Genomic DNA, 24,479 nt, shown 5'->3' on the forward strand with positions numbered 1-24,479 from the left:
GATTTGTATGAGCGATCCCCGTTTTCCACTGGACGGCCGCCTGCCGGAAATGCTGCGCAGCGAAAAACGGCTGCGTGGCGTCTTCAATGGCCTGCCCAGCCCGGCCATCGTCGAGATGTGCGCGTATGCCGGCTTTGATTTCATCATTCTGGACAACGAACACGGCAGCGCCGACCTGAGCACCACCGAGCACATGCTGCGCGCGGCGCGGGCGGCGCGCATCGTGCCGGTGGTGCGCTGCTTTGAGCACGACCTGCCGCGCATCCTGGACATGGGCGCCAGCGCGGTGCAGGTTCCCATGGTCGAAAGCGCCGAGCAGGCGCGGCGGCTGGCCAGCATGATCCACTACCCGCCGCTGGGCCGGCGCGGCAGCGCCTTCAGCACGCGCGCGGCGGGCTACGGCGCGTTCGGCGGAGCGGGGCACACGCAGCGCAGCAACGACGGCATCGGCTTCATCGCCATGATCGAAACCCCCGAGGCCATCGCCGCGGCGGGCCAGATCGCGGCCGTGGACGGCGTGGACGCGGTGTTCATCGGTCCCAATGACCTGGCGCACGCGATGGGCCACGGCAGCGACTGGAACGCCGCGCCCGTGCAGCGCGCCATCGAAGAGGGGCTCCGGGCGATCGCCGGGGCGGGCAAGTGCTCCGGCATCATCGCGCTGACGCCGGAAGACGAAGAGAAGTACGCCGCGCTGGGCGCCCGCTATTTCGCCAACGTGTCGACCAGCATCATTACGCGCGCGCTGGCGCAGGCGGCTTCGGCCGGGCGCGATACCCAGTTGCGGTACTGATCCGGCAGCGTGCGGGACGCATGGGAGGCGCCATCCGGTGCCTCCTTGTTCCCGCACGCCTGGGGGAAACAAAGGCGTTTGAATGACCTAGGGTTATCTCCAATTTGCGTAGGGCTGCAAGCGGCAGACAGTTCAAATGCATGCATCGGCTTCCCTCCGCCCAGTCGGCGGTTTTTTTGGAGAAGCAATGCATTCGAATGCATAAAGCCAGCCCGCGAAGGGCGGCGCGGAGGAGACGAGGATGAAAAGAAGGCAATTCTTGCAGACTGCTGGCCTCTACGCGGGATTGGGTGGTTTGTCCCTGCCGTCGTGGACAAGCGCCCAGGCCGACGGCCTGAAATCCGGCAAGCCCTACGCCGGCACGCGCTTGTCGCTGATGCTGCCGCCCGCCTCGCAGTTCCGGGCGCAGGAAAAATACCTGCCCCAATTCGAGGAGGCCACGGGCATCAAGGTGGCCTACCAGTACGTGCCGTACGGCCAGTTGCTGGAGAAGATCACGACCGAGGCGGTGGGCGGCGGCACCGTCTACGATATGTTCGTCTATCAGGACAGTTGGCTGGCCGCGCTGGCCAACTATCTGCGTCCCCTGGACACCGAGCTGCGCGCCGATGGCGTGGACATGAACCGCTATCCGGGCGTCTACCGCAATGCCTGCAGCTTCGACGGCGCGACCTACGGCCTGCCGGTGCGGGCGCATCCGCAATTGCTGTTCTACCGCAAGGACCTGTACGAGCAGGCCGGCGTGGCGCCTCCGGCGACGTGGGACTCGCTGCTGTCGGCCGGCGCGGCCGTGCAAGAGCGCAGCGGCGTCCCGGGCGTGGTGGTGGACTACGTCAAGGGCAGCGGCTTCCAAAACCTCTGGCTGTGGTTCAACTGCCTGTGGGGGCATGGCTCGGACGTGCTGGACGCGGACCAGCGCCCGCTTTTCAACAACGCGGCCGGCGTCGCGGCCACGCAGGCCTACGTGGACCTGCTGCTCAAGCACCGCATCGCCAATCCGGGTTCCAGCCAGTTCAACGAATACGACATGGTCAACGCCATGGCTCAGGGCAACGGAGCCACCATGATGGTGTGGTGGTGGACGTATTCCGTGTTGACGGGCGATCGCTCCCGCCTGAAGCCCGAGCAGGTCGGATTCGCGCCGATGCTGCGCGTGGGCGGCCCCGCATCGCCCACCGTCGCCACGGTGATGCCTTTCGGCATCGCCCGCCAGTCGAAGAATGCGGAAGCGGCCTGGGAATTCATGAAATGGGTATCGAGCCCCGCGCTGGAAAAGGCCATCGTCTGCGACAAGAGCAACCCCCAGACCGCCGACATCGTCGCCACCCACATCGCCACGTACCAGGACGCTGAGGTCAACCGGATCAACAACGGTCTGCACAGCGTTGCGCTGAAAAGCCTGGAGGGCGCGCGCACGGTGCCGCAGATGGCGATGTGGCCGCAAGTGGCGACCGTGCTGGAGAGCACGGTCTCGGAGATCGTATCCACCGGCAAGCCGGTGAAAACGGCCCTGAACGACGCGGCGGCGCAGGTCGAGCGCAGCGTGCGCCGGTCGGGCGGCCGGCGTCGCGGTTGAGAGGCCCACATGAAAGACCGCCATCTGAAGTACATGTTGCTTGCGCCGGCCGTGCTGGTCTGCGCGGCCACGCTGTTCTATCCCCTGGTCCAATCGCTGATCTATTCGACGCACGACTGGAATCTGGCGCGCGCGCCGGCGCCGGAGGGCTTTGTCGGCCTGGCCAACTACGCGGACCTGCTGTGGCATGACCCGGAGTTCCTGGGCAGCGCCTGGGTGACGCTCGTCTTCACGGTGCCCTCCGTCGTGCTCACCATCGGCATCGCCATGGGCATGGCGCTGCTGCTGGTCGGGGATGGCAAGCTCCAGATCAATGCCCGCACCCTGCTCGTGATTCCCTTCGCCATGTCGCCCGCGCTGGTCGGCATTTCCTGGCGCTTCATGCTGAATCCGGAGTTTGGCGCCGTCGACGCCCTGCTCAAGGCGCTGGTGCCGGGATGGTCGGGCGCGCCCGTCCTGGCGGACCCGACCCTGGCGATGGCTGCGCTGATCGCGGTGGACGTCTGGCATTGGGCGCCTTACTTCATGTTGACCTTCGTCGGCGCGCTGGCGGCATTGCCGCAGGACACGCTGGATGCCGCGCAGGTCGATGGCGCCGGCGGCGCACGCATCTTCTTCGAGATCATGCTGCCGCAGCTCAAGCCGGTCTTGACCATCGCCGTGCTGCTCAAGACGATCTTCTCGCTCAAGATGCTCGACCAGGTCGTCACCATGACGGCGGGCGGTCCGGGCACCGCAACCGACACGCTGCCGCACATGGTCTACAGCACCGCGTTCCGCTTCTACGACATCGGCTATGCGTCCGCCATGGCGTGGCTGCTGGCCGTGGTCATGATGGCGCTGGCGTTTCTCTACTCACGTTTTGTCATGGGGCGAGCAGCATGATGAGCAAAACCCTGGCCGTCGGCGTGCAGGCGCCTAGCCGCAGCGCCCGCATGCCTTGGCGCAAGATAGCCATCTGGGTGGTGACCGCGCTCTGGATCGCGCCCGTGGTGTGGATCGTCGCGACGGCGTTCAAGCCCCGCGCCGACGTGTACACACTGGCAATCCTGTTCAAGCCCACGCTCGACAGCGTGATGTCGGCCTTCGGTTCGCCGTATCTCCTGGGCGAGCGGCTGCTCAATAGCATCCTGGTGACGGCGGGCACGCTGGCCATGGCGATTCCCGTGGCGACATTGGCGGCCTATGCGTTTTCGCGCTTCCGCTTTCCGGGCGGACAGGCCGGCCCGCTGCTGTTGCTGGCCACGCAGTTCCTGCCGCCGGTCATTATCGTGATTCCGCTCTTCGTGGTGTTCCGCCACCTGGACATGCTGGACACGCGATGGGCGCTGATGATTGCGAACCTGTCCTTCGTGGTGCCCTACGCCACCTGGATGATCAAGGGCTTCTTCGACGGCTTGCCGCCGGATATGGAGGAGGCCGCGCAGATAGACGGCGCCTCCAGGCTGCGCGCCATGTGGGACGTGGTGGTGCCCGTGGCGCTGCCCGGCATCGCGACCGCCGCGATCTTCTGCTTCGTCGTCTCGTGGAACGAATTCTTCTACGCCCTCGTGCTGACGCGCGAGCAGGCCGTGACGCTGCCCGTGGCGCTGATGAGCGCGCGCACGGAGCAGGGCGACGCCTGGGACGTCATGGCCAGCATGGGGCTGTTCATCATCGCGCCGATGCTGCTGATCTCGCGCTTCGTGCAACGCTACTTTGTTCGCGGCCTGACGGCAGGCGCGATACGGTGAGGAAAACATGGCATCGGTAAAACTGATAGATGTGGAAAAGCGGTGGGGCGATGTCGTTGGCGTGGCGCGCCAATGCCTGGACATCGCCGACGGCGAGTTCGTCGTCTTCCTGGGGCCGTCGGGCTGCGGCAAGACCACCACCATGCGCATGGTCGCGGGACTGGAGGCGCCCAGCGCCGGCGAGATCTGGATCGGCGGGCGCGACGTGACCGACGCGCTGCCCAAGGACCGGGACGTGGCCATGGTGTTTCAGAACTATGGCCTCTACCCCCACATGACGGTGGCCGAGAACATCGCCTATCCGCTGAAGGTCCGTGGCCTGGCGCGCGCCGAGCGCGCGGCCCGGGCCCGCGAGGTGGCCGACAAGGTCGAGCTGTCCCACCTGCTCGACCGGCGCCCGCGCGACCTTTCCGGCGGCCAGCGCCAGCGCGTGGCGCTGGCGCGCGCCATCGTGCGCAAGCCTCAGGTGTTCCTGATGGACGAGCCCCTGTCGAACCTGGATGCCAAGCTGCGCGTTTCCATGCGGGCGGAGATCCGGCGCCTGCAAAGCGAGTTGCGCATCACCACCATCTACGTCACGCACGATCAGGTCGAGGCCATGACGCTTGGCGACCGCGTGGTGGTCATGCGGGGCGGCGTGATACAGCAGGTCGGAACGCCGACCGAGGTCTACAACCGCCCCGCTAACCTGTTCGTGGCCAGCTTCGTGGGGTCTCCGCCGATGAATCTGCTGCCGGCCCGCGGGCGCGGCGACGCGCTGGAGGTCTGCGGGCATCGGGTGCAGGGCCTGGTCGCGGCCGACGGGCGCGACCTCGTGTTGGGCGTCCGCCCCGAGGACATCGTGCTGACGGCTCCGGGAGAGGGCGACGTGGATGCCGTCGTCTATCTTTCGGAATTGACCGGCGATGCGGTGCTGGTCACGCTGGAGCTGGGGCAGGTGCGCCTGTGCGTGCGCGGCGACCGGCATCTGCGGCTTGAGATCGGGCAGAAGGTGGGCCTGAAGCTGCCGCGCGCGCACTGCCATCTGTTCGACGCGCAGACCGAAGCCCGCATCGAGCCCTGAGCCATGCGCACCTCAAAGCGCGGAGCCGCGCACCACCAGTTCGCCCGGATACCGTTCGGCCTGCGCCGTCCGGCCGGGCTGCTGGCGCCTGGCCCGCAGAAGCTCGACGGCGCGGCGCGCCATGGTTTCGATGGGTTGGCGGATGGTGGTGAGCTGGTAAGGCGGCCGGGCGCTTTCCGGCACGTCGTCAAAGCCCGCCACCATCAGCTGGGAAGGTACGGGCCAGTCCAGTTGGTGCCGGCAGACGTCGATGACGCCCATGGCCATCTGGTCGTTGGCGCAGAAAACCGCGTCGGGCGGCGCGCCATCCCTCATGGCTTCGAAGAAAACGGCGCGCGCCTGGTCGTAGGAGAAGCCGCCGTCCAGGACTCGCGGAGCGCCCAGTCCCGCATCGCGCAGCCCTGCCGTGAAGCCCTTGATGCGCTCGCGGCCCACCGGCGAGGACGCGGGCCCGGCGAGGCAGACGAAATCCCGCCTGCCAGCGGCCGCCATGTCGCGCGCCAGTTGGCGCGCGGCCACGCCATGGTCCGTGGAGACGCTGTCGGCGTGCGGGGAGCTGGATTGCCGGTTGAAGAACAGCACCGGTACCCCGCGAGCGGCCAGGCGTTCGATATCGGCGCGGCGCATCACCGCGCAGGCGATCAACCCGTCCAGCGGATAGCCGCTAAGGCCGCGCAGCGCCTGCTCCACGCCGGAATCGTCGTCCACGGGCAGCAGGATCATGTGCTGTCCCGCAAGGGCCAGCTCGTCGCCCAGCGTATAGAGCAGATTGGGCGTGCCGTGCAAGGTATAGCGGGTCACCAGGACGGCGATCACGTTCGAACGCCGCGTAATGAGCGAGCGAGCCAGCGAATTGGGCGTATAGCCGAGCCGGTCGGCCACCGTCAGCACGTGGGCGCGCGTTTCTTCCGAGATATTGCTGTCCGGCTGGAAGCAGCGCGAAACCGTGGACTGAGCCACGCCGGCGGCGGTGGCGACGTCATAGGAAGTGGCGCGGGGGCGAGGAGATTTAGGTATGGGCGGCATGGCGTTGTCTGTAGCGTCCGTTCGCGAAGCCGATATCGATTTGCCGTTATTGCATTCGAATGCATGGTGACTATACCCCACCAGGCCGCACCGGTCAGTCACCGCACGGCGCCGGTTGCGCCGAATGGAGGAAATATCCAATGAAAGAAGTCGTACTGCAACAAGCGGAGGCGCAACGCCGCGCCGTCCCGCGCAACGCCATGGTGGCCTGCAAGCTGGCCTTCATCGATTGCAAGCTGCCTGGTTCCGACCAGAAGGAAAACTATTCGATCATCGGGGCGGGCGTCACGCAATCGAAGGATCAGGTCGTCAACCTCACCGAGCCGCACGGGTTCAGCCTGGGCGCGGCGGCCATGCCGCCCGGCGTCACGAACAACCTGCACCTGCACTTCACGGCCGAAGTCTTCATGATCTACAGCGGGCGATGGCTGTTCCGCTGGGGAGTTGGCGGCCAGGGGGGCGAGATAGAAGGCGGCCCCGGCGACGTGCTGAGCATCCCAACCTGGATATTCCGCGGCTTCTCCAACGTGGGCGAGGACAAGGGCTGGATCTTCACCGCGCTGGGCGGGGACGATACCGGCGGCATCATCTGGCATCCCGAGGTGCTCAAGGCCGCGGCGGGCCATGGGCTCTTTCTGGGGCACGACAACAGCCTGATCGAAAGCGCGCCCGGCCAGACGCCGGCGGGCCCCCTGGTCGAACCGTTGTCGCCGCCGGATCTCGCGGCATTGCCGCGCTACGACGCCCAGGCCATGCGCGCGCGGCTGCACCGCGGCGCGGACCTCGACTGGTCTTCCGAGGCTTTGCTGGGCGCCTCGCAGGGGTGCGCGTTGGCACCGGCGATCGGTTATGGCCTCTCCGAAGACCGGCGGCAACGGGCTCCCATGCTGGATCCGCACGGATTCTCGATCGATTGGCTGCGCCTGGAAAAGGGGGCGTCGACCGGCCGTCATCTCATGCATGGAAAGCTCGTCCTGCTGGTGTTCGAAGGCGCGGTGGAGATCGTCCTGAACAAACCGGGCCAAGCGTTCACGATCCGGCTGGAAGAGCAGGGCGCCTATTCGATAGCGGCCGACGCGTGGCGCGAGATCCGGCAGGCCGGCGACCGCCGCGCGCTGGTGGCGCTGGTCGCCAGCGGCGACGCCCGCAAGCGGCTGGTATGGGACGCCGACGCGATGCGGGACGCGGAGAGCCTCGGCATCACCCTGGATCCCGGCGGCTACCTGAGCGAGCGGCGCTTGCTGCCGCAAACTGCCTTCGGGGTGGGATTTGCGGACTGATCGCGCCGGCGGCCTGCCGCTGGTGCTTCTGCCAGGGACGCTTTGCGACGAGACGCTCTGGGCCCCCATGTTGGCGCGCGACGCCGCGCTGGCGGCGCGCGCGCGGCCAGCGCCGCTGGAAGGCCGCAGCGTTGCCGAGGCCATCGGGATATTGTCGCCGCAGTTGCCGCGCCGTTTCGCGGTTGCGGGTTTCTCCCTTGGCGCCATCGTCGCGCTGGAACTGGCGCGCCTGTTGCCGGAACGCGTGGCGGGGCTGTGCCTCATCGCGGGCAATGGACGCGCCGTTCCACCCGGGCAGGCGCCGGCGCGCCGCGACGCGCTGCGAGCGGCCCGCGTTGAAGGGCTGGCCAACTACGTCCGCGAACAGCTTTGGCCGCGCTATGTGGCGGCCGCCGCCCGCGACGATGCGCTTATGCGGGAGCACGTCGTCGCCATGGCCGAGCGGGCGGGCATGGAGCGGTACGGGGACCAGATCGAGATCGCGATCAATCGCCGCGACAACCTGTCGGCATTGGCGGGCCTGCCGCAGCCGGCGCTGATCGTGGGGGGCGCGCACGACGCCATCAATCCGCCGGAGCTGCAAAGGGAGATGGCTGACGGGATTCCAGGCGCGGAGCTGCATATGGTCGGGCGCGCCGGGCACTTCGTGCCGCTGGAGGCGCCAGACGAGCTGGCCACGGCCGTGGCCAACTGGCTGCGGTGTTGTTCCGGGACCGGACGAGAAACTTCTAACCACCAGGACACGAAATGAAGAACGAACTTTCGAAGGATTGGTTCCTGCGGCTGGCCAGCGTGGACACGCCGACGGTGTGCAATGCGCTGGAGCTGGCGCTGGGCCGCCGCCAGGCGACGGGCTTTACTTATGGAACGCCTATCGCCGCGCCCCGGCCGCTTCCGTCCATGGTCGGATACGCGCGCACCTCGCAGATCCGCGCGGCGGAGCCTTCGTCGCTCAGCCCGGAAGAGACCGCGGCGCTGCGCCTGGAGTATTACCGCTACGTCGCGCCGCGCGAGGGCGAGCCGGTGATCGTCGTCCAACAGGACGTGGACCCGATGCCGGGGCTGGGCTCGTTCTGGGGCGAAGTCAATTCCACGGTTCACCACGCCCTGGGCGTCAAAGGAGTGGTCACCAACGGCTCGGTGCGCGACCTGGACATGCTGGCTCCGGATTTTCCCATCGTGGCGGGGAGCATCGGTCCCTCGCACGCGCACGTGCACGTGCTGGATTTCGACGTGCCGGTGCGGGTATTGGGCATGCAGGTGCAGCCGGGCGACCTGATACACGCGGATCGCCATGGCGCGGTGGTGATCCCCGGCGAGGTCGCGCTGGAGATGCCGCGCTGCATCGAACTGATGATGGCCAAGGAAGCGCCGATTCTTGCCGCCGCGCGCAAGCCCGGCTTCAGCGTGGAAGATATCGCGGCGGCGCTGCGCGAGGCCGCGGATATCCACTAGAAGGTGGGCGCCGGCGGGAACGGCCCGGCATTCAGGCGGGTGCGGCCTCGCACCCATAGACGCGCCTGGCCGTCCGCCCCAGTATCCACGCCTTGTCGCTCTGCGACAGGGCGGGGTTGCCGGGCACGAATCCCAGCAATTGCGCCCACGTGGCGTTGCGGCCTTTTTCTTCAGTATTGGTAGCGCATAGTCAGCATGACGCTGCGCGGCTGGCCATAGTAGTTCTGGCGCGACCCGCCGCCGAGTTTTTCGTAATAGACGCGGTCGAAGAGGTTGTCGACAGTGAAGGTGCCGTCGAAGTGCTTGTTGTAGCGGTAGCCGATCTGGGCGGAGACGGTGGTGTAGCTGCCCTGGTCCCAGCGGACGTTGCCGCTTTGCTGGTAGAAGCCGCTGTTGTAGCGCACGCCGGCGCCGACCGAGAAGCCCTGCAACGCCGGTTCGCTGAAGTGGTAGCGGGTCCAGAGGTTGATGGCGTGGCGCGGGGTGATCTGGCTGTAGGCCTGGCCCTTGGTGGCTTCGGGGGCCTCGAGGTATTTGGTGTTGGTGTAGGCGTAGCCGGCGATGATTTCCCAGCCGGGCAGCGGGGAGCCGCTAATTTCGGTTTCGAAGCCCTGGCTGCGCACTTTGCCCGCGGCGATGGAGTAGAGCGGGTTGTCCGGGTCGGTCATGGCGCGGTTGCGGTCGACGATCTGGAACAGGGCGGCGTGCGTGTTCAGGCGGCCGTCGAGCAATTCGCCCCTGAGGCCGGTTTCGACCTGGCGGCCGGTGCGCGGCTGGAGCGTGGCGCCTTGGGCGGTGGTGGCCGTCTGGGGCTGGAAGATGTCGGTGTAGCTGACATAGGCCGACCATTGGGGATTCAGATCGAAGATGAGGCCGGCATAGGGGGAGGTGCGGGCGTCGATGCGGTCGACGTTCTGGCTGAAGTCGCCGAAGTACACGTTGTTGCTGCGGGCATCGTTTTTCCACCAGGCCAGGCGCGCGCCGACGACGAGCTTGAGCGGGTCGGCCAGTTGCAGGTTGGCGCGCGTGTAGAGGCCGAATTCGCTGACGCGTCCGTCGCTGCCGTTGACCTGCTCCATGTCCGGCTTGGGCATGTTGGTGACGGGTTGGTAGATGTTGGTCGGGAAGATCGTGCCACCCCCATAGGTGAAGGCCTTGTGGGTGTAGCTGTAATCGGCGCCGAACAGCAGCGTGTGTTCGCGGCCGAAGGCCTGGACGGGCAGGTTGAGGTTGAGGTCGGCGCCGTCCGTTTTCCAGTGGTTGCGGTATGACCAGGCGATCAGGTTGGTGTCGCCGGTGGCGCGGTTGACGGCGCGGTTCGGCCAGGTGAAGTCGCGCACGGGAGTGTCGGTGTCGCGATGAAAGACGCTGGCCTTCACGCGGCCGCCGCCATCCAGGCGATGCTCGAGGTCGGCGAAGAGTTCGGTGGTTTCTTCCTCGATGCGGTTCCAGTCGGCGCTCAGGTTGGTGGAACGCCGCACGTCGAGCAGGCCGCCGTCGGCGTAGGCCGGCAGGCCGAAGGCGGGGGTGGCGCGCATGCGCTGGTAGGTGATGCCTGCCGCGACCGTGGTGCGGGCCGTCAGGTCGGCTTCGACGATGCCGTAGAGGGTCGGGCGCTGCGACTCGACGCGGTCGACGAAGGAGCCGCGGTCTTCGTAGGCGGCGATGAAGCGGCCGCGCACCTTGCCTTCGCTGTCGAAGGGGGTGCTCAGATCGGTCACGGCGCGGTAGTAGTCCCAGGACCCGACGCTGGCCTGGGCGCTGAAGGCGAAATCTTGCAGGGGCCGCTTGCGCACCAGGTTGATCGAGCCGCCGGGTTCCCCGGTGCCCTGGTAGAGGCCGGCGGGGCCGCGCAGCACTTCGATGCGGTCGTAGATGGCGAGGTCGAAGCCTGGCGAGAGGTTGCCGGCACCGGCTGGGGTGGACAGGCCATCGACCTGCAGCTTGTCCAGCGAGTAGCCGCGCGAGATGAAGCCGGACATGCCGCCGCCGGAGCTGAGCGTCTCGACGGTCACGCCGGTGACGTTGCGCATGGCGTCGCCCAGGCTGTTGAGGTTCTGGTCGTCGAGCTGCTGGCGCGTGACCACGGACACCGACTGCGGGATGTCTTTCAGGCGCTGCAGACCCTTGCCGATCGTGACCGCCTCGGTGGTGTAGGAACCGGTTCCTTCGCTGGTGGCGCGCACCGCCTCGCCGGAGACGGTCACGGGGGCGAGTTCGCTGATGTTGGACTCACGGCGCAGGGCATAGCCGCCGGCGCCATCGGACACCACGCGAAAACCACTGCCGGCCAGCAGACGATCGAAGCCTTCCTGTACGCCGTAGTCGCCGGTCAGGCCGGGGCTTAGGCGGCCGGCGAGCTGGGCCTGGTCGAATACCAGCTGCACGCCAGCGGCCGCCGCGTAGCTGGCCAGCACCGAGCTCAAGGGGCCGGCGGCGATGGCGACCGGGCGGGCCTGTGCGATGGCCGGGAGGGCCATGGCCCCGGCCACCAGGGCGCCGCACAGCGCCGACAACATCCCAAGCTTGCGCGGGCCCAACCCGGCGTGATTGCGTGCAGTCACTCTTTCGTCCTTTCTGTCATCTGGGAAAATTCGCCCGCCGTAGCGGTGTCATTTCCCTAGCCGCACGACAAGGAAAAAGTGCTCATGCCCGACAAACTTTTTTTCACTGGGGGCCGACCGTCACCCAATAGGCGCTGACGCGCCGCACCTTGACCGGCAGGCGGGCGGCAAGCGCGCGCAGGGCCGCGTCGGTGTCGCTGACCGACAGCGCGCCCGACAGGCGCAGGTTGGCGACCTCTGCGTCGCAACGCAGCGCCCCGGGACGGTAGCGGGCGAGTTCGGCCAACACATCAGCCAGACGCTCGTCGCGCACCACCAGCATGCCCTGCTCCCAGGCGGTGTCGTCGGCATTGGAGGGCAGGGGCATGTCGACGCCCGCCTCGGTAAAGCGGGTGGCTTGGCCGGCGTCCAGCCGCAGCGGCTGGCCGTGGCGCGGTCGGATTTGGACGGCATGCTCGAACACGGCTGCTTTGCAGGCGCGCTCGTTCAGGCGCACGCTGAAGCGCGTGCCCAGGGCCTGGACTTCGCCTTGCGGCGTCTGCACGAGCAGTGGCCGGGCCGCGTCCTTGCCGGTGGTCAGCAGCAGTTCGCCGGCCAAGAGGACGAACCGGCGCTCGGTGGCGGTGTAACGCAGGTCCACGGCGCTGCCGGTATTGAGCACGACGCGCGTGCCGTCGTCCAGGATCCAATCGCGCTGTTCGCCCGTGGCCGTGCGCAGGTCGGCGGTCCAGACCGGCGCCTGGCGCGAGACCAGCCAACCGGCGGGCAAGAGCAACCCGCCGGTGATCAGGGCGCGCACGACCGAGCGGCGTCCGCGCGAACGCAGGACATCGCGGCTGATGCTGGCGGGAACGCTGTCGAAATGGCCCAGCACCCGTTGGGCGCGCGCCCAGGCCTGGGCATGAGCGTCGCTCTGGGCCAGCCAGCGCGCGAAGGCCTCTCGGGTATCGGCATCCGGGGTCTCGTAGCGCAGGCGGATGACCCAGTCGGCCGCCGCGTCCAGCAGGGCGCGGTCCACCGCGCCATCCGCGGCGCTCATGCCGCGACAGCCATGCAGGCCGTCAGCGCCTTGTGCAGATGACGGCGAACGGTGATTAGCGGCTTGCCGGTGCGCGCGACGATCTCGGCCAGCGTCAGGCCCTCTAGCTGAGCCAGCAGGAAGATATCGCGCGTGACGGCCGGCAGCCGGCTCAGCATGGCGTCGATCTCGATCAAGGTCTGGATGATGATGAGGCCGGTCTCGGGCGACGGCGCCTGCGGCTCCGGCAGGTGGGCGACCGCTGCCAGGTAGGCCTCGCGCACCGCGCGGCGGCGCCAGTGGTCCACCAGCAGGCCCTTGGCGATATGGGTGATGAGGGCGCGCGGCTCCTCGCGCAGCACCGTGCCCTGGCGGCCGGCCATCAGGCGCACGAAGGTGTCCTGTGCCAGGTCGGCCGCATCGCTGGCGTCGCCGACCTTGCGGCACAGCCATCCCCGCAGCCAGCCGTGATGGTGGCGGTACAGGGTTTCGATCGCGGGGAGGGTGAGCGGGTCTGGCGTGGACAAGATGCCCGCAAGTCTAACCAATAAGAATGAGAAAGACTATCAATGTGATTTGGGTGCGGCGTCTATGCAACATAGGCGCTTGGGATCGAAGTCCCATCGGTGGGTCGAGTCCCCGGTGCACTGAATGACGGTTTTGACCTCGCGCTTGGGGCCGATGTCCTTGAGCTTGATCTCCGCGTTACACACCGGGCAGTCTCCGCCTATCGTGGTGAGATAGACCCGCCCCGCCTGGTCGGCCTCGAAGTTGATCAAGTCCGCAAACCGGACGAATCCCTTTCGCATCAGGGCATAGCCGATAAAGAACGCGAATCCGCTCGGAATGATCAGCCAGAACCACCAGATGCCCCATCTGAAGGCCATTTCGCCAATAGTCGCCATCAGGCCGGCCGCGCCTAACCCCGTGAGCCAACCCCGCTTGAGAAAGCGGCCTCCAAGCGCGACGGGAATGACGTTTGTTCGAACGAGCTCCGGCCGATTCCAGCCGCCTTCCTTGGATAGCGGTTTTCGATACCCCGACGCAATGAGATCCTGATCGGCATTGAGGCCGCCGCCGGGCGCCGGGACCTTTCTTGGTTCGGCAAGGCCGGACAAGGTCTTCTTGCATTCGTCGCAAAGCGGGGCGCGGCCGCGATGCGCAACCCCACAAGTTTGGCAATGCACGTGCGTTCCCTCGCGAATGATGACAACGGCCGAAAGAATACAACTGATTGACGGTTCCGATGGCGCGCCATCAGTTCAGCGGCCAGTGGTCGGCGACCTTGAACGCGAATAACGTCTGCGACAAGAAGTACTACGCCAGCACGAACGTCTACAGCAATTACTACGGCGCGCCGTTCAGCGCCATGCTGGGCGTAGGTATTGATCCGGTTGGACGGTCGGGGCGGGGCGGTCCGTGGGACGCCGGGCCGCCACCGCCATTGAAGCTGGACTGCGGCTGGGCCCGCAGCGCGATGCGCGCCCAGCCGTTCATGCCTGGGCCGTCAGAGATGGCGCGCCATGGCGGGGTCGCTGACCCCATGGCGGCCGTTCTCCATCCTTCCGGCAAAGCGGCGCTCGAAGCCCTCGGCGGCAACGGTGAAGTCGTACCAATTGCCGCTGTCTCCAATGGACCAGTGGTGTTCCGCGACCGCGCCCGGCTCGACCGCCAGGGTCCAGGGACCGTCCGAGCGGTAGGCATTGGCCTGCAGCGCGGCCTGCACCGTGGCCGCGCCACGATTGGCCAGCTTCACGTACAGCGTGCTGGCCGCGAGCTCGTAGCAGACCTGCACTTCCAGGGCCACGCCCCGTTGCGTGTTGCCGGAGAAAGTCCGCACGAAGCCGTTGCTGCTGTAGACCCACAGTTCGTAGTCGCCGCCGTTCCAGATGTCTGACAGCGTCTTGCCCGCTTCGACGGTGTAGCGGCGGGGAATCAGATCCAGGTTGCGCTTGTCGTAGACATGGAATACCGCCCCGACGTTGCCCGTATTGCTGAACAGCAGCTCGACGGCGCCGTCCTGGCCGATCCTGGCGCTGGTGTGCAGTTCGTAGGGCAGCGCCCGCGAGAGGCGCGTGCCGACCTCCTGGAACAGCGGCTGCGGCGTGGCGGGCGCCTGCGTGATCGGACTCGTGGGCAGCAGCCTCTGAGCCGCATTGATCGCGGGATAGTTGCTCGTGTCCGGCAGCTTGGGGACGGTCGGGTCATTCGGGCTGACGAAGTCGAAGCAGGAGGTGAGGTCGCCGCAGACCGCGCGATGCCAGGGGCTGATGGCGTCCACCGCAATGCCGAAACGCTGCTCCAGGAACCGGCCCACGGAGGTGTGGTCGAACACCTGCGAATTGACCCAGCCGCCCTTGCTCCACGGCGACACCACATACATCGGTACGCGCGAGCTCAGGCCCCATGGGCGAATCTTGCCGCTCGTGGTGTCCTCGGCCTTCAGGTAGTTGCCCACGGAGGCATCGAAATACTCGCCCTCCAACGGCACCGTGGATTTGCCCATCATGACGCCGCTGGCGTCATACGACGGCACCGCGGGCATGGCCAGATGGTCGAAGAAGCCATCGTTCTCATCGAAGGTCACGAAAAGGGCGGTCTTGCTCCAGACTTCGGGGTTGGACGTCAGCGCGTCCAACACGTCCGAGATGAAGTCGGCCGCGCCGGCCACGCCTTCCTTGCTGCCCGGATGCTCGGCCAGATCCTGCGTGGGCAACACCCAGGACACCTGCGGCAGGATGCCGTTGGCGACGTCCTGCTTGAGCTGGGCGAGGAAATTGACAGCGCCGTCGGTCTTCTCGGGGCCTCCCGTCAGGCCGTGTTCGTAGATTGGCGAACCCGGCTGGGCGTTGCGGAAGCTCTCGAAGGCCAGGCAACCGTGCATGGCGCCCGTCCAGTTGTTATTCATGTTCTGGTAGATGTGCCAGCTCACGCCGGCGCGTTCCAGAAGATCCGGCAAGGTGTCCCACTTGAAGGCGCTGTTCTTGTACTTGTAGTTGTAGGCGCCCGTCACGGGGTCGATCTGGCCGGACCCGTCCAACTGCTGCACCCGGCCCGCCGCCCAATTGGACGGGTTGGGCCAGCAGCGCGAGTTGACGGGCTCGGAATCGGTGTCCGTGCTGTTGATGCCCGCTTTGCGCAGTTCCGGATTGAAGTTGGAGCCCGACCAGAACACGATGCGGTTCGGGTCGGTGCCGGTGAGGATGGAACAATGGTAGCCGTCGCAGATCGTGAAGGCATCGGCCAGCGCGAACTGGAACGGAATGTCTTCGCGCATGTAGAAGCCCATCGTCGCCTGGTTCTTGAACTGGATCCAGCGGTCCATCTTTCCCTGGTTCCACGCGGCTTGCTGGTCGGGGAAATTGTGCGGCGTGCCGGATCCGATCAGCGCGTTGCCGATTCTGGAGTCGCGGCGGAAGGGCAGGATGTCCTGGCCGCCGTTGGGGTCGGGCTGGAAATACACCGGCTTGCCGTTGGCCAGCGGAATCGGGAAGCGGTCGCCGAAACCGCGCACGCCGCGCAGGGTGCCGAAGTAATGGTCGAACGAACGGTTCTCCTGCATCAGGATCACGACATGCTTGATGTCTTTGATCGTGCCGCTGTCGACGGCTGCGGGAATCGCGAGCGCGCGCTGGATGGAGGCAGGCAGCAAGGCCATCGCCGACAGCGCGCCGGCAGTCTTGGCCGACGCGCGGAAGAATTGCCGGCGGCCCGGAAGATCGGGGGAGGCGCCGGCGGAATTCGGGGTGGAGATCTTGGTCATGGGGCTACTCTTGCGTGGAGTTGGACGGGGCGGGCGTTCAAGGCGCGCAGCGCAGCTGCGGCGCGGGCGTCGGCGGTTCGGGCTGTTCGGTCTCGGGCGGCGATGTGGCGCCGTCATCCGAATCGTCGTCGCCGCCGCATGCGGCAAGGGTCAGGCTTAGAGCGATGGCCGCAACAAGGGCGCGGCCCAGTGCAAAGTACGGGGTCATGAATACTCCTGGTCAGGGAACGTTGCCGGGTCTGGCCGGCGGCAAGGCAATCGAAGCGCTGCATTCCCGGACGGGAATGCAGCACGGGTTCAGGCCAGGCGCCGCCGCAGGCGGGCGGCGACCTGGTCCAGCAAAAACACGGTGATGAAGATCACGACGAGAATCGTCCCGACATGGGAGTACTGGTACATGTCGTAGCGGCCCTTGAGCTCCTGCCCGATGCCGCCCGCGCCCACCAGGCCCACCACGGTGGCCATGCGCACATTGCGGTCCAGGATGTAAAGCGTGTAGCCCGTGAACTCGGGCATCACCTGGGGCAGCACCGCGTAGGCCAGCACGCGCGGCTTGCTGGCGCCGATCGCGGCCAGCGCCTCCTGCGGCTTGGCGTCGGCCGTCTCGATGTCCTCGGCATAGAACTTGCCCAGAAATCCCATCGAATGGATGGCCAGCGCCAGCACGCCGGCGATGGGGCCGAAGCCATAGGCCAGCACTAGGAACAGCGCGCAGATCAGTTCCGGCATGGCTCGGAAGAGACTGACCACCGCCCGCGCCGCGACATACAGCAGGCGGTGGGGCGCATAGTTCCGCGCGCTGCAATAGGCCAGTGGAGCACTGCCCAGCACCGCCAGGAGCGTGGCCCAGATTGCGATTTCGAAGGTCTCGACCATCTTGACCGCCACGCGCCACAAGTAGCCCAGCGGCTCGACCAGGTAGGTGTGCGTGGACACCTCGTCTTCCATCTTCAGCGTGTGCGGGTTCAGCCGGCTCTCGGTGACCTGTTGTGTCTCCACCCGCGCCAGCCAGGGCAGCTTTTGCGGGTCGAAGCCTTCGATGCGCGAGGTTTCGGTGCGATAGGAAACCTGCAGCGGGAAGAGGCTGTCAGCCAGCGCTCCCAGGCCGGAAGTGACCTGGGACTGCTCCTTGATGCCGACCGCGGCCAGCGCGCCGTCCAGCGTCAGCGCCGCCATGCGGCCCATTTCGACTCGCTGGCCGGTGTACAGGAAAAGCATCAGCGCGGCGATGACAACCAGCAGCGCCCGGGCGCCGTACGGGGGGTCCAGCCGCCAGGCGGTGTTGGCTTGCGTGCTCATCGTGCTCCTCCCAAGGAAAGCAGTGCTGGCTGGGCCTGCGCAGCCAGCCGCCGCCCGTCCTGCCCGCCGCCCGGCAACTCGGCTATGGGCGATCCGGCCTCGCGCGGCGCGGCCGGATCGCCGGCCTGGTAAAGCGCTTGGGCGGTGGCCTCGTCGAACGCGCTGGCCGGCCCGTCGAACACCATCGAGCCCTGGCGCAGCGCGACGATGCGGTCGGCGAACTCCCTCGCCAGGTCGACCTGATGCAGGCTGCACAGCACCGTGGCGTCGCGCTGGCGGGCCTGGTCGCGCAACAGCGCCAGGATGTCGCGGCTGATGCGCGGGTCCAGGCTGGCCACCGGCTCATCGGCCAGCAGCAGCGCGGGCGCCAGCATGAAGGCGCGGGCAATGCCTACGCGCTGCTGCTGGCCGCCCGACAGGTCGCTTACGCGGCGGCGCAGGTGTTCGGGCTGCAGGCCCACCTCGCGCGCCAGCTGGCAGGCGCGCTCGCGCAACTCGGCGGGAAAGCGCAGCAGGTAGGCGCGCCAGGCCGGGAGCGCGGGCAGCGCGCCGGACAGTATGTTGGTGGCCACCGTGGCCCGCGATACCAGGTTGAATTGCTGATGCACCATGCCGATGCGCGGCCGCACCTTCGCCAGCGTCGCAGGCTCGACTTGGGTGCCGTCCACCCAGACCTGGCCCTGCGTCGGCGCCGTCAGACCATTGGCCATGCGCAGCAGCGTCGATTTGCCCGCTCCCGACGCACCCAGAATCACGCAAAACTGGCCGCGCGGCACCTGCAGCGAAACCGAACCCAGGGCCGTGGTGCCATCGGCGTAGCGCATGCCCACGGATTCGTAGCGCAGCATGTCTGTTTCCCGTGCGCCCGCGTTCACCGCTGCGCCGCCTTGTCCAGGATTTCGCCCTTGATCTCGTCGGTCAGCAGGGACAGCTTCGAAGCCGGCCCGGCGAATTGTTCCTCCGAAAATTCGGTATCGAAGCGGTCGAGCTTGGCGCCGCCGTAGCCGCGCACCATGTCTGGCGTCACGCCGGGCGCCTGATGCACGGTGGCGAACGCCTGCTTGAGCGTCGCCTTCAGCGGCTCGGGCAGCTTGGTGTTCATCGCCAGGGGCGGGTAAGGAATCGCCTCGCTCTTGAAGATCACCTTGACGGACTTGGGATCCACCGCCCCCTGGCGCACCGCCTTGTCGAAGGAGTCGAATGACAGCGCGGCCGCGTCGACCTGCCCCTGCACCAACGCCGCCAGACTGCTGGCGTGGCTGCCGGTCAGTTGCATCGCGGCCAGGTCCTTGGCCGGATTCATGCCGTCCTTGAGCATTGAAGCCACTTGAAAGGTGAAGCTTGAGGCCGAATTGACGTCGCCGAACGCGGCGCGCCTGCCCTTCAGGTCGGCCAGGGAATTGATCGGGGAGTCGGCCTTGGCGAACATGGCGGCGTAGTAGCTCGATTCGCCCTTTTGCACCCCCACCGCCAGCAATTGCGCGCATTGCCGCTCATGCGCCTGCACATAGGAGACGGGGCCCAGAAACGCCACCTCGGCCAGCTGATTGCACATGCCTTCCACCACGGCGCCGTAGGACTGGCCGACGGTGAGTTGGAAATGCAGGCCAGTGCTGCGCGTGATCGCATTGAAGATCGGCGCATAGTCGGCCTTGGTGCCCGACTCCGTCCCGCCATCGGCCGGAATCAGCAGTACGCGCAGCGGACGTTGCGCGGACCCGTCGGCCAGGGATTGAGCCTGCGCGAGGGGCGCGGCCGCCATCAGGGCAGCGAGAGCCAATGCGGGGGCGCTAAAGCGCAGCGTTTTCATGTCCATGTTCCTTGTTCTGGTGAAGTTGCCATCGGGGCGCCGTGATGGCTGCCCTGATTCCGGAACGCAGATTAGGCGTCGCACATGACAGGAAAATGAAAAACGCTCAATTGAATAAATTATAATTCTGAATATTATTCAGATAGAATTTCGCCCGGCCGGCTCGATGGATTCAGCCGCGCCGCCGCCTCTCAACTCCAACTCGCGCCTCAAGGCGCCATCGCCCAGCCATGACCCGCATTGCCAGCGCATCCCAGCCTGCCCCTTTGGTTTCCCCGCCGGCCGAGCCTCCCTGGGCGCTGCGCTCGCAGGGCCTGATCCTGGACCTGGACGGCACGCTGATCCGGGGGCACGAAGTGATACCCGGCGCCGGGGAACTGCTGGCGCGCTGGTCCGGCCGCTATGTCATCGTTTCCAACAACTCCACGGACACGGCGGCGGGCCTGGCGCCGCGGCTGCAGGCATTGGGCCTGCCGGTCCAGGCCGGCGCCCTGGTCCTGGCCGGAGAACAGGCCGTGCGTCATATCGCCCGCAGCCATCCGCGCTGCAAGCTGATGCTGTGCGGCTCCGAGAGCCTGCGGGCATGCGCCGCGGGCCTTGGCCTGGCGCTGGTGTCGCGGGATGCGGACATCGTGCTGCTGGCGCGCGACGTCGGCTTCAGCTACGCCACGCTGCAGGTCCTGCTCCGCGAGCTGGCGCGCGGCGCCACCCTGGTGGTCAGCAATGGCGACCTCACCCATCCGGGCCCCCAGGGGTCGGTGGTGCCGGAGACCGGGGCGTTGTTGCAGGCGCTACTGGCCTGCGCGCCGGACGCCCGCCCGCGCATACTCGGCAAGCCGGCAGCCATGCTGTTCCAGGAGGGATTGCGCCGGCTGGACCTGCCGGCGGAGGATGTCACGGTTGTCGGCGACAACGCGCGCACCGATGCGCTGGGCGCGGTGCGCATGGGGATCGGCTATCTGCTGGTCGGCAATGCGCCCCATGCGGACGCGCCGGACGTGGCGCGGCTGCTCGACGCGGAGTGCCGGCGCCGGCATGCCGTGCCTGAAGGCGTCGCGGGCGGCGACGAGTATCAGTAGCGTTTGTTCGACAGCACGTCGAAGGTGCTGCGCAGGGTCGAAACGGCCTTGTCGTAGTCGGACAGGGCCAGGCAGGCGATCAGCGTGTCGACGATGGCCAACTGCGCCAGGCGGCTGGTCATCGCCTCGGTGCGGAAGCGGGTTTCGCGCGACATGGTGTGCAGCACCACATCCGCATACTCCTGGATCGGCGACTTCCCGAAGTTGGTGATGCACACCGTGCGCGCGCCGGCCTCCTTGGCGAGCCGTGTCGCAAGCACCGTTTCATGCGTGCTGCCCGAGTGCGAGATGGTCAGCACCGCCACATCCGGGCCGGTCAGCGACGCGCTGATAGCCTGCACGTGGGAGTCGGTGATCGCCGTCGCCTGCAGCCCGATGCGCAACATGCGGTAGTGCGCGTCATGGGCGATGATCGCCGAGCTGCCGATGCCGTAGATCTCCACGCGGTGCGCGCCGCGGATCAGCTCCACGGCGGCGGACAGCGCCGCCACGTCCAGCACCGATTCGGTCTCCTGCAGGGTCTGGATATTGCTGTGGAAAATCTTGCTGATGACCTGCGCCGGCGTGTCCTGCGCGGCCAGGTCTTCATGGATGTACTGCACCGGCTGCACGATCTGCTGCGCCAGCGCGATCTTCAATTGCTGGAAGCCGGTGGCGCCCAGCAGCTTGCAGAAACCCACCACGCTGCCGTCGCTGGACTGGGTGCGCTCGGCCACCTCGCTGACAGACATGTGGACCACTTCCGCCGGATGGCGTATGACGAATTCGCCGATGCGCTGCGAGGCCGCGCCCATCGACGGCAGCAGGCTCTGGATGCGCGCCAGCATGGCCTGCGGCGAGCCCCGCTGCGCTTCGGCGGCGGCGGACGGCGTCTGGGGGGAGCGTTTGGATGTGGCCATGGCGGGTCGATGGAGCAGGAAGCGGATACGACGGCAACGATACCCTACCTGCTGCCATCGGACGGTGGAACATGCTACCAGCCGCCGATGACGGGATTCCCCGGTTCGCGTTCCAGACGGCGTCCGAAGACAGCGGCAGGCCGCCGCCGATCGCCCTGGACAGCACCAGCACATCCGGCACGATGCCTGCATGCTCGAAGGCGAACATTTTTCCGGTGCGGCCGAAGCCGGTCTGGACCTCCATGAACCCCGGCAGCGGGTTGGTACGGTAATCAGCGCACCGCGAACCAGTCGCCGGACAGGCTGCCGTTCATGCCGCAAAAGGGCGGGCCGAAGCCGTCGTCCTTCACGCCTGAGGGCGACGTTTCGCGGACCACCAGCACAGCGCCGCGGCGCGTCAGCGTGAGGACCCAGGGCGCACCATCCTGATAGGCGACTTTCAGGCTGTCGCCGGACGCGACCGCGTTGCCGCTCAAATCGCAGACCCAGCGGCCGTTATAGGGCTGGGCCGAGTTGGCCGACACGAACAACTGGCCATCGGCGGTTTGAGTGATCTCGATTTCGCCTTCGACGTTTTTCCACTTGCCGATAAAGCCGGCAGGCGGCTGCGGATTGATGGACTTCAGAAAATCCAGGCGGAAACGCATGCTGGCGCCGATCTCTTTGGCCGGAGTGCTTCCTGTGAAGGGCTCGGCATAGATCTTGTCGCGCACGCTCAGGAAATAGCGTTGATCGGCGGTCAGCGATTTGACCGCCTCGGCGTCGAGCTTGCCACGCACCTCTTTGTATTGCTGCGCGATGGCCGCGTCCTGGCCGGCCAGCGCGGGGTGGGCGCAAATGGCCTTTTCGACGGGAGTGGCGGCTTTGGCGCAATTGAAAGAGGGAGCAGCCGCAGCGCTGCCTGCCATGGCCAGCGATGCTGCAAAGGCCAGATGACGGATCATAGTGTGAAGCTCTCCAGATTGTGCGCGCGTTCGGCCAGCCCGTCGGCGCCGGGATAATGGCGCAGTTTACCGGCGCGGATATTTCTTGAGGACGTCGCGAGTGGGACCGCCCTGAGCGGCTTGCCGGGCGCCATCAGGCAAGCGCAGGCGATCTGATTGCCGGTCGTGAACATGGGGTCGTCGCAGCGCCGGTGCACACGCAAGAGAGAGCCCACTCAAGGAGGGCCCGTCTCTCCGTCGGGAACGAACGTCGACAGATCTATCAGCTTGATCCGCGATCAATCGGCCGGCGATGCGGCTCAAAAGGCTATCTTCACGCCCAGCTTCCCGTTGAAATTCTCGCCGTCGCCCCGCAGGCTGATCTCCGACCCAATGCTTCCGTACACGGAAACATTGCGCCTGACACCGACGTCCGCCCCCAGATTCAGCTGCACGGACGTGCCCTTCATATCGGCCTGGAACGGCACGTAGCCATTTTGCGAAGAGAACTCCGTGGTGGGGTTGGTCAGGAACTCATTGACGAGGCTGGCGCGCAGCCAGGTCGTGGCGACGCGCTTGCCGCCCTGGCCGGGTTCCAATTCCACCGTGCGCGCCAGGCGCACGCCCACGCGGCCCTTCAGGCTGTCGACGTCGTTGAAGCGGATGCTGGCGGCCCCGTCGTTGGCGTCATTGAGGTTGATGTTCTGAAAGACGAGCTGCGCCTGGGGCTCGATGACCCATTCGTCGTTCAGGCGGAATGGATAGCCGCTTTCCAGCGAGGCGGCGAAGCCGAAGCCGCGGGTGTCCAGGTTGTAGCCCGCCGGCGAGCCGCCGTTGTCGACGTCGTAGCGGGTGCCTTGGGCGACGGCGTCGACATACCAGCCGTCCTTGCCGATATGCGTCCAGTAGCCGCCCAGGGTGACGCCATTCATGGCCGCCTGGCCGGCCGAGCGGCCGTCCAGGTGGTCGACATCGGCGGTTGCGCGCCCGAACGCGAGGTATGCGCCGGCGTGGTCCATGCTGCCGTTGGCATTCGCCCGGCGGTAGAGGTCGACGCCAGATTGCAGGCCATAGATCTTGTAGTCGTAGTCCGGGCCTCTGGAACCCAGGATGCCTGAGTTGCTGCCGTTGCGATCGCCGGTGACGCCGATGAGGCGGCCCCATGCGAGGGAATCGCTGCCCGTGGCGGTGGATGGCTGGAGGAAGCGTTCCTCGCCGATGCGCTCGTGCAGCGTGTCCAGGAAGGTCGATCCGTAGCGCAAGGCCAGTTCCGGCGTCGCTACGGCCGTGGACACCTCGGGCCGGTAGTTCGGCGGCGCGGGCGGCTGGGGAGGGCCGGGCGGGTCGGGGGGCAAGGGGGGCAAGGGAGGCGTGGGTGGCTCCGGAGTCTGGCAAGCGGGATTGCCCGGGGCCGCCGCGCAGTCCACGGTCGAGCGCAGGTACCAGTTCTGCGGTCCGGCGCCGTCCACGCTTGAACGGTACAGCGTGTAGGCATAGGGCCCCGCGGCGGCATAGCCGCCCGGGTTGCCCAGCGTGAACGCGCTGGCGGAGGTGGCGCCGCCGTTGACGGCATCGACGAGCAGAATGCCGTTGCCGGTGGTCACGGCGCCGGCCCCGCCCGCATTGCTGACTATCAGCGAAGAGGAGCCGGAGGCCGCGCCGCCATTGATCACAAGCCGGTCGGACGGCGAGTCGTCGGCGCCGAGATAGGTGTTCATGGCGATCCTGCCGCCCTGGCCGGCGTAGTTCGGCGTCGTCAGCGTCGTGCCCGGCGCCGTGCCGCTGCCCATGTTGATGAGGCCGGCATTGGCCACGCCGGCTGTGGCCTGGCTGAGGCCGTTGAGATCAAGCGTGCCTGCCGCCGCCACATTCACGGCCGAGTTCGGGCTGAGCGTGGATATGGCTACCGCCCGCAATACCCCGGCATTGATATTGGTGGGCCCGCCGTAGGTGTTCTGGGCGGTCAGGACGGTGGCGCCGGTGCCGTTCTGGTTGACGGCGCCGCTGCCGGAGATCAGGCCCGGGAACGTCACGGTGTCGGACCGGTTAAAGGCCAGGGTCCCGTTGTTTGCGACATTGCCTGCGATGCCGCCTGTCGTGCCGCCGTTGCCCAGCTGCAGCGTGCCTGCCGAGATCGTGGTGCCGCCCGTGTAGGTGTTGTCTGCCGTCAGGATCGTGGCGCCCGCGCCGGCCTGGTT

At 67.0% G+C, this 24,479-nt stretch carries 23 protein-coding genes and 1 pseudogene; 9 read left to right on the forward strand and 15 right to left on the reverse strand.

The genetic code is table 11. From position 1 onward, the window contains the following. Nucleotides 1–7 precede the first annotated feature (7 nt). From ACFWP0_RS07615 to ACFWP0_RS07635, 5 genes are all read left to right on the forward strand, one after another. On the forward strand, nucleotides 8–793 hold the full coding sequence (locus tag ACFWP0_RS07615; protein WP_377840912.1) for an HpcH/HpaI aldolase/citrate lyase family protein: 786 nt from the start codon (nucleotides 8–10) through the stop codon (nucleotides 791–793). 241 nt (nucleotides 794–1,034) lie between these two features. Next, nucleotides 1,035–2,369, forward strand: a complete 1,335-nt coding sequence (locus tag ACFWP0_RS07620; RefSeq protein ID WP_377840913.1) for an ABC transporter substrate-binding protein — start codon at nucleotides 1,035–1,037, stop codon at nucleotides 2,367–2,369. 9 nt (nucleotides 2,370–2,378) lie between these two features. Next, complete coding sequence (locus ACFWP0_RS07625; protein WP_377840915.1) at nucleotides 2,379–3,254, forward strand: carbohydrate ABC transporter permease; 876 nt, start codon at nucleotides 2,379–2,381, stop codon at nucleotides 3,252–3,254. Beyond that, nucleotides 3,251–4,102, forward strand: a complete 852-nt coding sequence (locus ACFWP0_RS07630; protein WP_377840917.1) for a carbohydrate ABC transporter permease — start codon at nucleotides 3,251–3,253, stop codon at nucleotides 4,100–4,102. The genes ACFWP0_RS07625 and ACFWP0_RS07630 overlap by 4 nt, the downstream gene beginning before the upstream one ends. 7 nt (nucleotides 4,103–4,109) lie before the next feature. After that, on the forward strand, nucleotides 4,110–5,165 hold the full coding sequence (locus tag ACFWP0_RS07635) for an ABC transporter ATP-binding protein (protein ID WP_377840918.1): 1,056 nt from the start codon (nucleotides 4,110–4,112) through the stop codon (nucleotides 5,163–5,165). Between the two features lie 12 nt (nucleotides 5,166–5,177). Here the strand turns inward: ACFWP0_RS07635 and ACFWP0_RS07640 are convergent, their stop codons facing one another. After that, complete coding sequence (locus ACFWP0_RS07640; protein ID WP_377840920.1) at nucleotides 5,178–6,191, reverse strand: LacI family DNA-binding transcriptional regulator; 1,014 nt, start codon at nucleotides 6,189–6,191, stop codon at nucleotides 5,178–5,180. A gap of 140 nt (nucleotides 6,192–6,331) precedes the next feature. Here ACFWP0_RS07640 and ACFWP0_RS07645 point away from each other — a divergent pair, with 140 nt between their 5' ends. The 3 genes from ACFWP0_RS07645 to ACFWP0_RS07655 are packed head-to-tail and all read left to right on the forward strand — an operon-like array spanning nucleotide 6,332 to nucleotide 8,926. Beyond that, nucleotides 6,332–7,471 carry a hypothetical protein gene (locus ACFWP0_RS07645; protein WP_377840921.1) on the forward strand — a complete coding sequence of 380 codons (1,140 nt, stop codon included), beginning with the start codon at nucleotides 6,332–6,334 and terminating at the stop codon, nucleotides 7,469–7,471. Nucleotides 7,472–7,493: 22 nt separating this feature from the next. Beyond that, nucleotides 7,494–8,222, forward strand: a complete 729-nt coding sequence (locus ACFWP0_RS07650) for an alpha/beta fold hydrolase (protein ID WP_377841185.1) — start codon at nucleotides 7,494–7,496, stop codon at nucleotides 8,220–8,222. Then, nucleotides 8,219–8,926, forward strand: coding sequence for an RraA family protein (locus ACFWP0_RS07655; protein ID WP_377840923.1), 708 nt, complete (start codon nucleotides 8,219–8,221; stop codon nucleotides 8,924–8,926). The genes ACFWP0_RS07650 and ACFWP0_RS07655 overlap by 4 nt, the downstream gene beginning before the upstream one ends. Nucleotides 8,927–9,096: 170 nt before the next feature. Here ACFWP0_RS07655 and ACFWP0_RS07660 read toward each other — a convergent pair whose 3' ends face one another. From ACFWP0_RS07660 to ACFWP0_RS07700, 9 genes are all read right to left on the reverse strand, one after another. After that, a complete protein-coding gene (locus ACFWP0_RS07660; RefSeq protein WP_377840924.1) occupies nucleotides 9,097–11,490 on the reverse strand; it encodes a TonB-dependent siderophore receptor in 2,394 nt (797 codons plus the stop codon). Between the two features lie 103 nt (nucleotides 11,491–11,593). Then, nucleotides 11,594–12,529: a FecR domain-containing protein gene (locus ACFWP0_RS07665; protein WP_377840926.1), complete on the reverse strand. Its 936-nt coding sequence runs from the start codon at nucleotides 12,527–12,529 to the stop codon at nucleotides 11,594–11,596. After that, nucleotides 12,526–13,035 (reverse strand): sigma-70 family RNA polymerase sigma factor, encoded by a 510-nt coding sequence (locus ACFWP0_RS07670; protein WP_377840927.1) that lies wholly within the window; start codon nucleotides 13,033–13,035, stop codon nucleotides 12,526–12,528. Before ACFWP0_RS07670 ends, ACFWP0_RS07665 begins: the two co-directional genes overlap by 4 nt. A 39-nt stretch (nucleotides 13,036–13,074) precedes the next feature. Next, nucleotides 13,075–13,626 carry a hypothetical protein gene (locus ACFWP0_RS07675; protein ID WP_377840929.1) on the reverse strand — a complete coding sequence of 184 codons (552 nt, stop codon included), beginning with the start codon at nucleotides 13,624–13,626 and terminating at the stop codon, nucleotides 13,075–13,077. A gap of 389 nt (nucleotides 13,627–14,015) precedes the next feature. After that, complete coding sequence (locus ACFWP0_RS07680; protein ID WP_377840930.1) at nucleotides 14,016–16,271, reverse strand: phosphocholine-specific phospholipase C; 2,256 nt, start codon at nucleotides 16,269–16,271, stop codon at nucleotides 14,016–14,018. A 37-nt stretch (nucleotides 16,272–16,308) separates the two neighbouring features. Continuing rightward, a complete protein-coding gene (locus ACFWP0_RS07685; RefSeq protein ID WP_377840931.1) occupies nucleotides 16,309–16,479 on the reverse strand; it encodes a hypothetical protein in 171 nt (56 codons plus the stop codon). Between the two features lie 89 nt (nucleotides 16,480–16,568). After that, on the reverse strand, nucleotides 16,569–17,570 hold the full coding sequence (phnE, locus tag ACFWP0_RS07690) for a phosphonate ABC transporter, permease protein PhnE (protein WP_377840933.1): 1,002 nt from the start codon (nucleotides 17,568–17,570) through the stop codon (nucleotides 16,569–16,571). Further along, entirely contained in the window at nucleotides 17,567–18,418 is an 852-nt protein-coding gene (locus ACFWP0_RS07695; protein ID WP_377840934.1) for a phosphonate ABC transporter ATP-binding protein, read from the reverse strand. The genes phnE and ACFWP0_RS07695 overlap by 4 nt, the downstream gene beginning before the upstream one ends. 23 nt (nucleotides 18,419–18,441) lie before the next feature. After that, on the reverse strand, nucleotides 18,442–19,380 hold the full coding sequence (locus tag ACFWP0_RS07700; RefSeq protein WP_377840935.1) for a phosphate/phosphite/phosphonate ABC transporter substrate-binding protein: 939 nt from the start codon (nucleotides 19,378–19,380) through the stop codon (nucleotides 18,442–18,444). A 230-nt stretch (nucleotides 19,381–19,610) separates the two neighbouring features. On the opposite strand from ACFWP0_RS07700, the gene ACFWP0_RS07705 reads away from it, so the two are divergent. Further along, a complete protein-coding gene (locus tag ACFWP0_RS07705; RefSeq protein ID WP_377840937.1) occupies nucleotides 19,611–20,459 on the forward strand; it encodes an HAD-IIA family hydrolase in 849 nt (282 codons plus the stop codon). Here ACFWP0_RS07705 and ACFWP0_RS07710 read toward each other — a convergent pair. The 5 genes and pseudogenes from ACFWP0_RS07710 to ACFWP0_RS07730 all read right to left on the reverse strand — a co-directional run. Then, complete coding sequence (locus tag ACFWP0_RS07710; protein ID WP_377840938.1) at nucleotides 20,453–21,358, reverse strand: MurR/RpiR family transcriptional regulator; 906 nt, start codon at nucleotides 21,356–21,358, stop codon at nucleotides 20,453–20,455. The two genes, ACFWP0_RS07705 and ACFWP0_RS07710, sit on opposite strands and share 7 nt — an antisense overlap. A 129-nt stretch (nucleotides 21,359–21,487) precedes the next feature. Continuing rightward, nucleotides 21,488–21,599: pseudogene (locus ACFWP0_RS07715) on the reverse strand (aminotransferase class III-fold pyridoxal phosphate-dependent enzyme); the annotation flags it as partial. A 31-nt stretch (nucleotides 21,600–21,630) separates the two neighbouring features. Further along, nucleotides 21,631–22,302 carry a lysozyme inhibitor LprI family protein gene (locus tag ACFWP0_RS07720; protein ID WP_377840939.1) on the reverse strand — a complete coding sequence of 224 codons (672 nt, stop codon included), beginning with the start codon at nucleotides 22,300–22,302 and terminating at the stop codon, nucleotides 21,631–21,633. Continuing rightward, a complete protein-coding gene (locus ACFWP0_RS07725; RefSeq protein WP_377840940.1) occupies nucleotides 22,299–22,475 on the reverse strand; it encodes a hypothetical protein in 177 nt (58 codons plus the stop codon). The genes ACFWP0_RS07720 and ACFWP0_RS07725 overlap by 4 nt, the downstream gene beginning before the upstream one ends. A 126-nt stretch (nucleotides 22,476–22,601) precedes the next feature. After that, nucleotides 22,602–24,479, reverse strand: a 1,878-nt coding sequence (locus ACFWP0_RS07730; RefSeq protein WP_377840942.1) for an autotransporter outer membrane beta-barrel domain-containing protein, incomplete at its 5' end; no start/stop codon positions are given.

It is taken from the genome of Achromobacter sp. NPDC058515, from assembly GCF_042721735.1.
Taxonomy (GTDB): Bacteria; Pseudomonadota; Gammaproteobacteria; order Burkholderiales; family Burkholderiaceae_B; genus Achromobacter.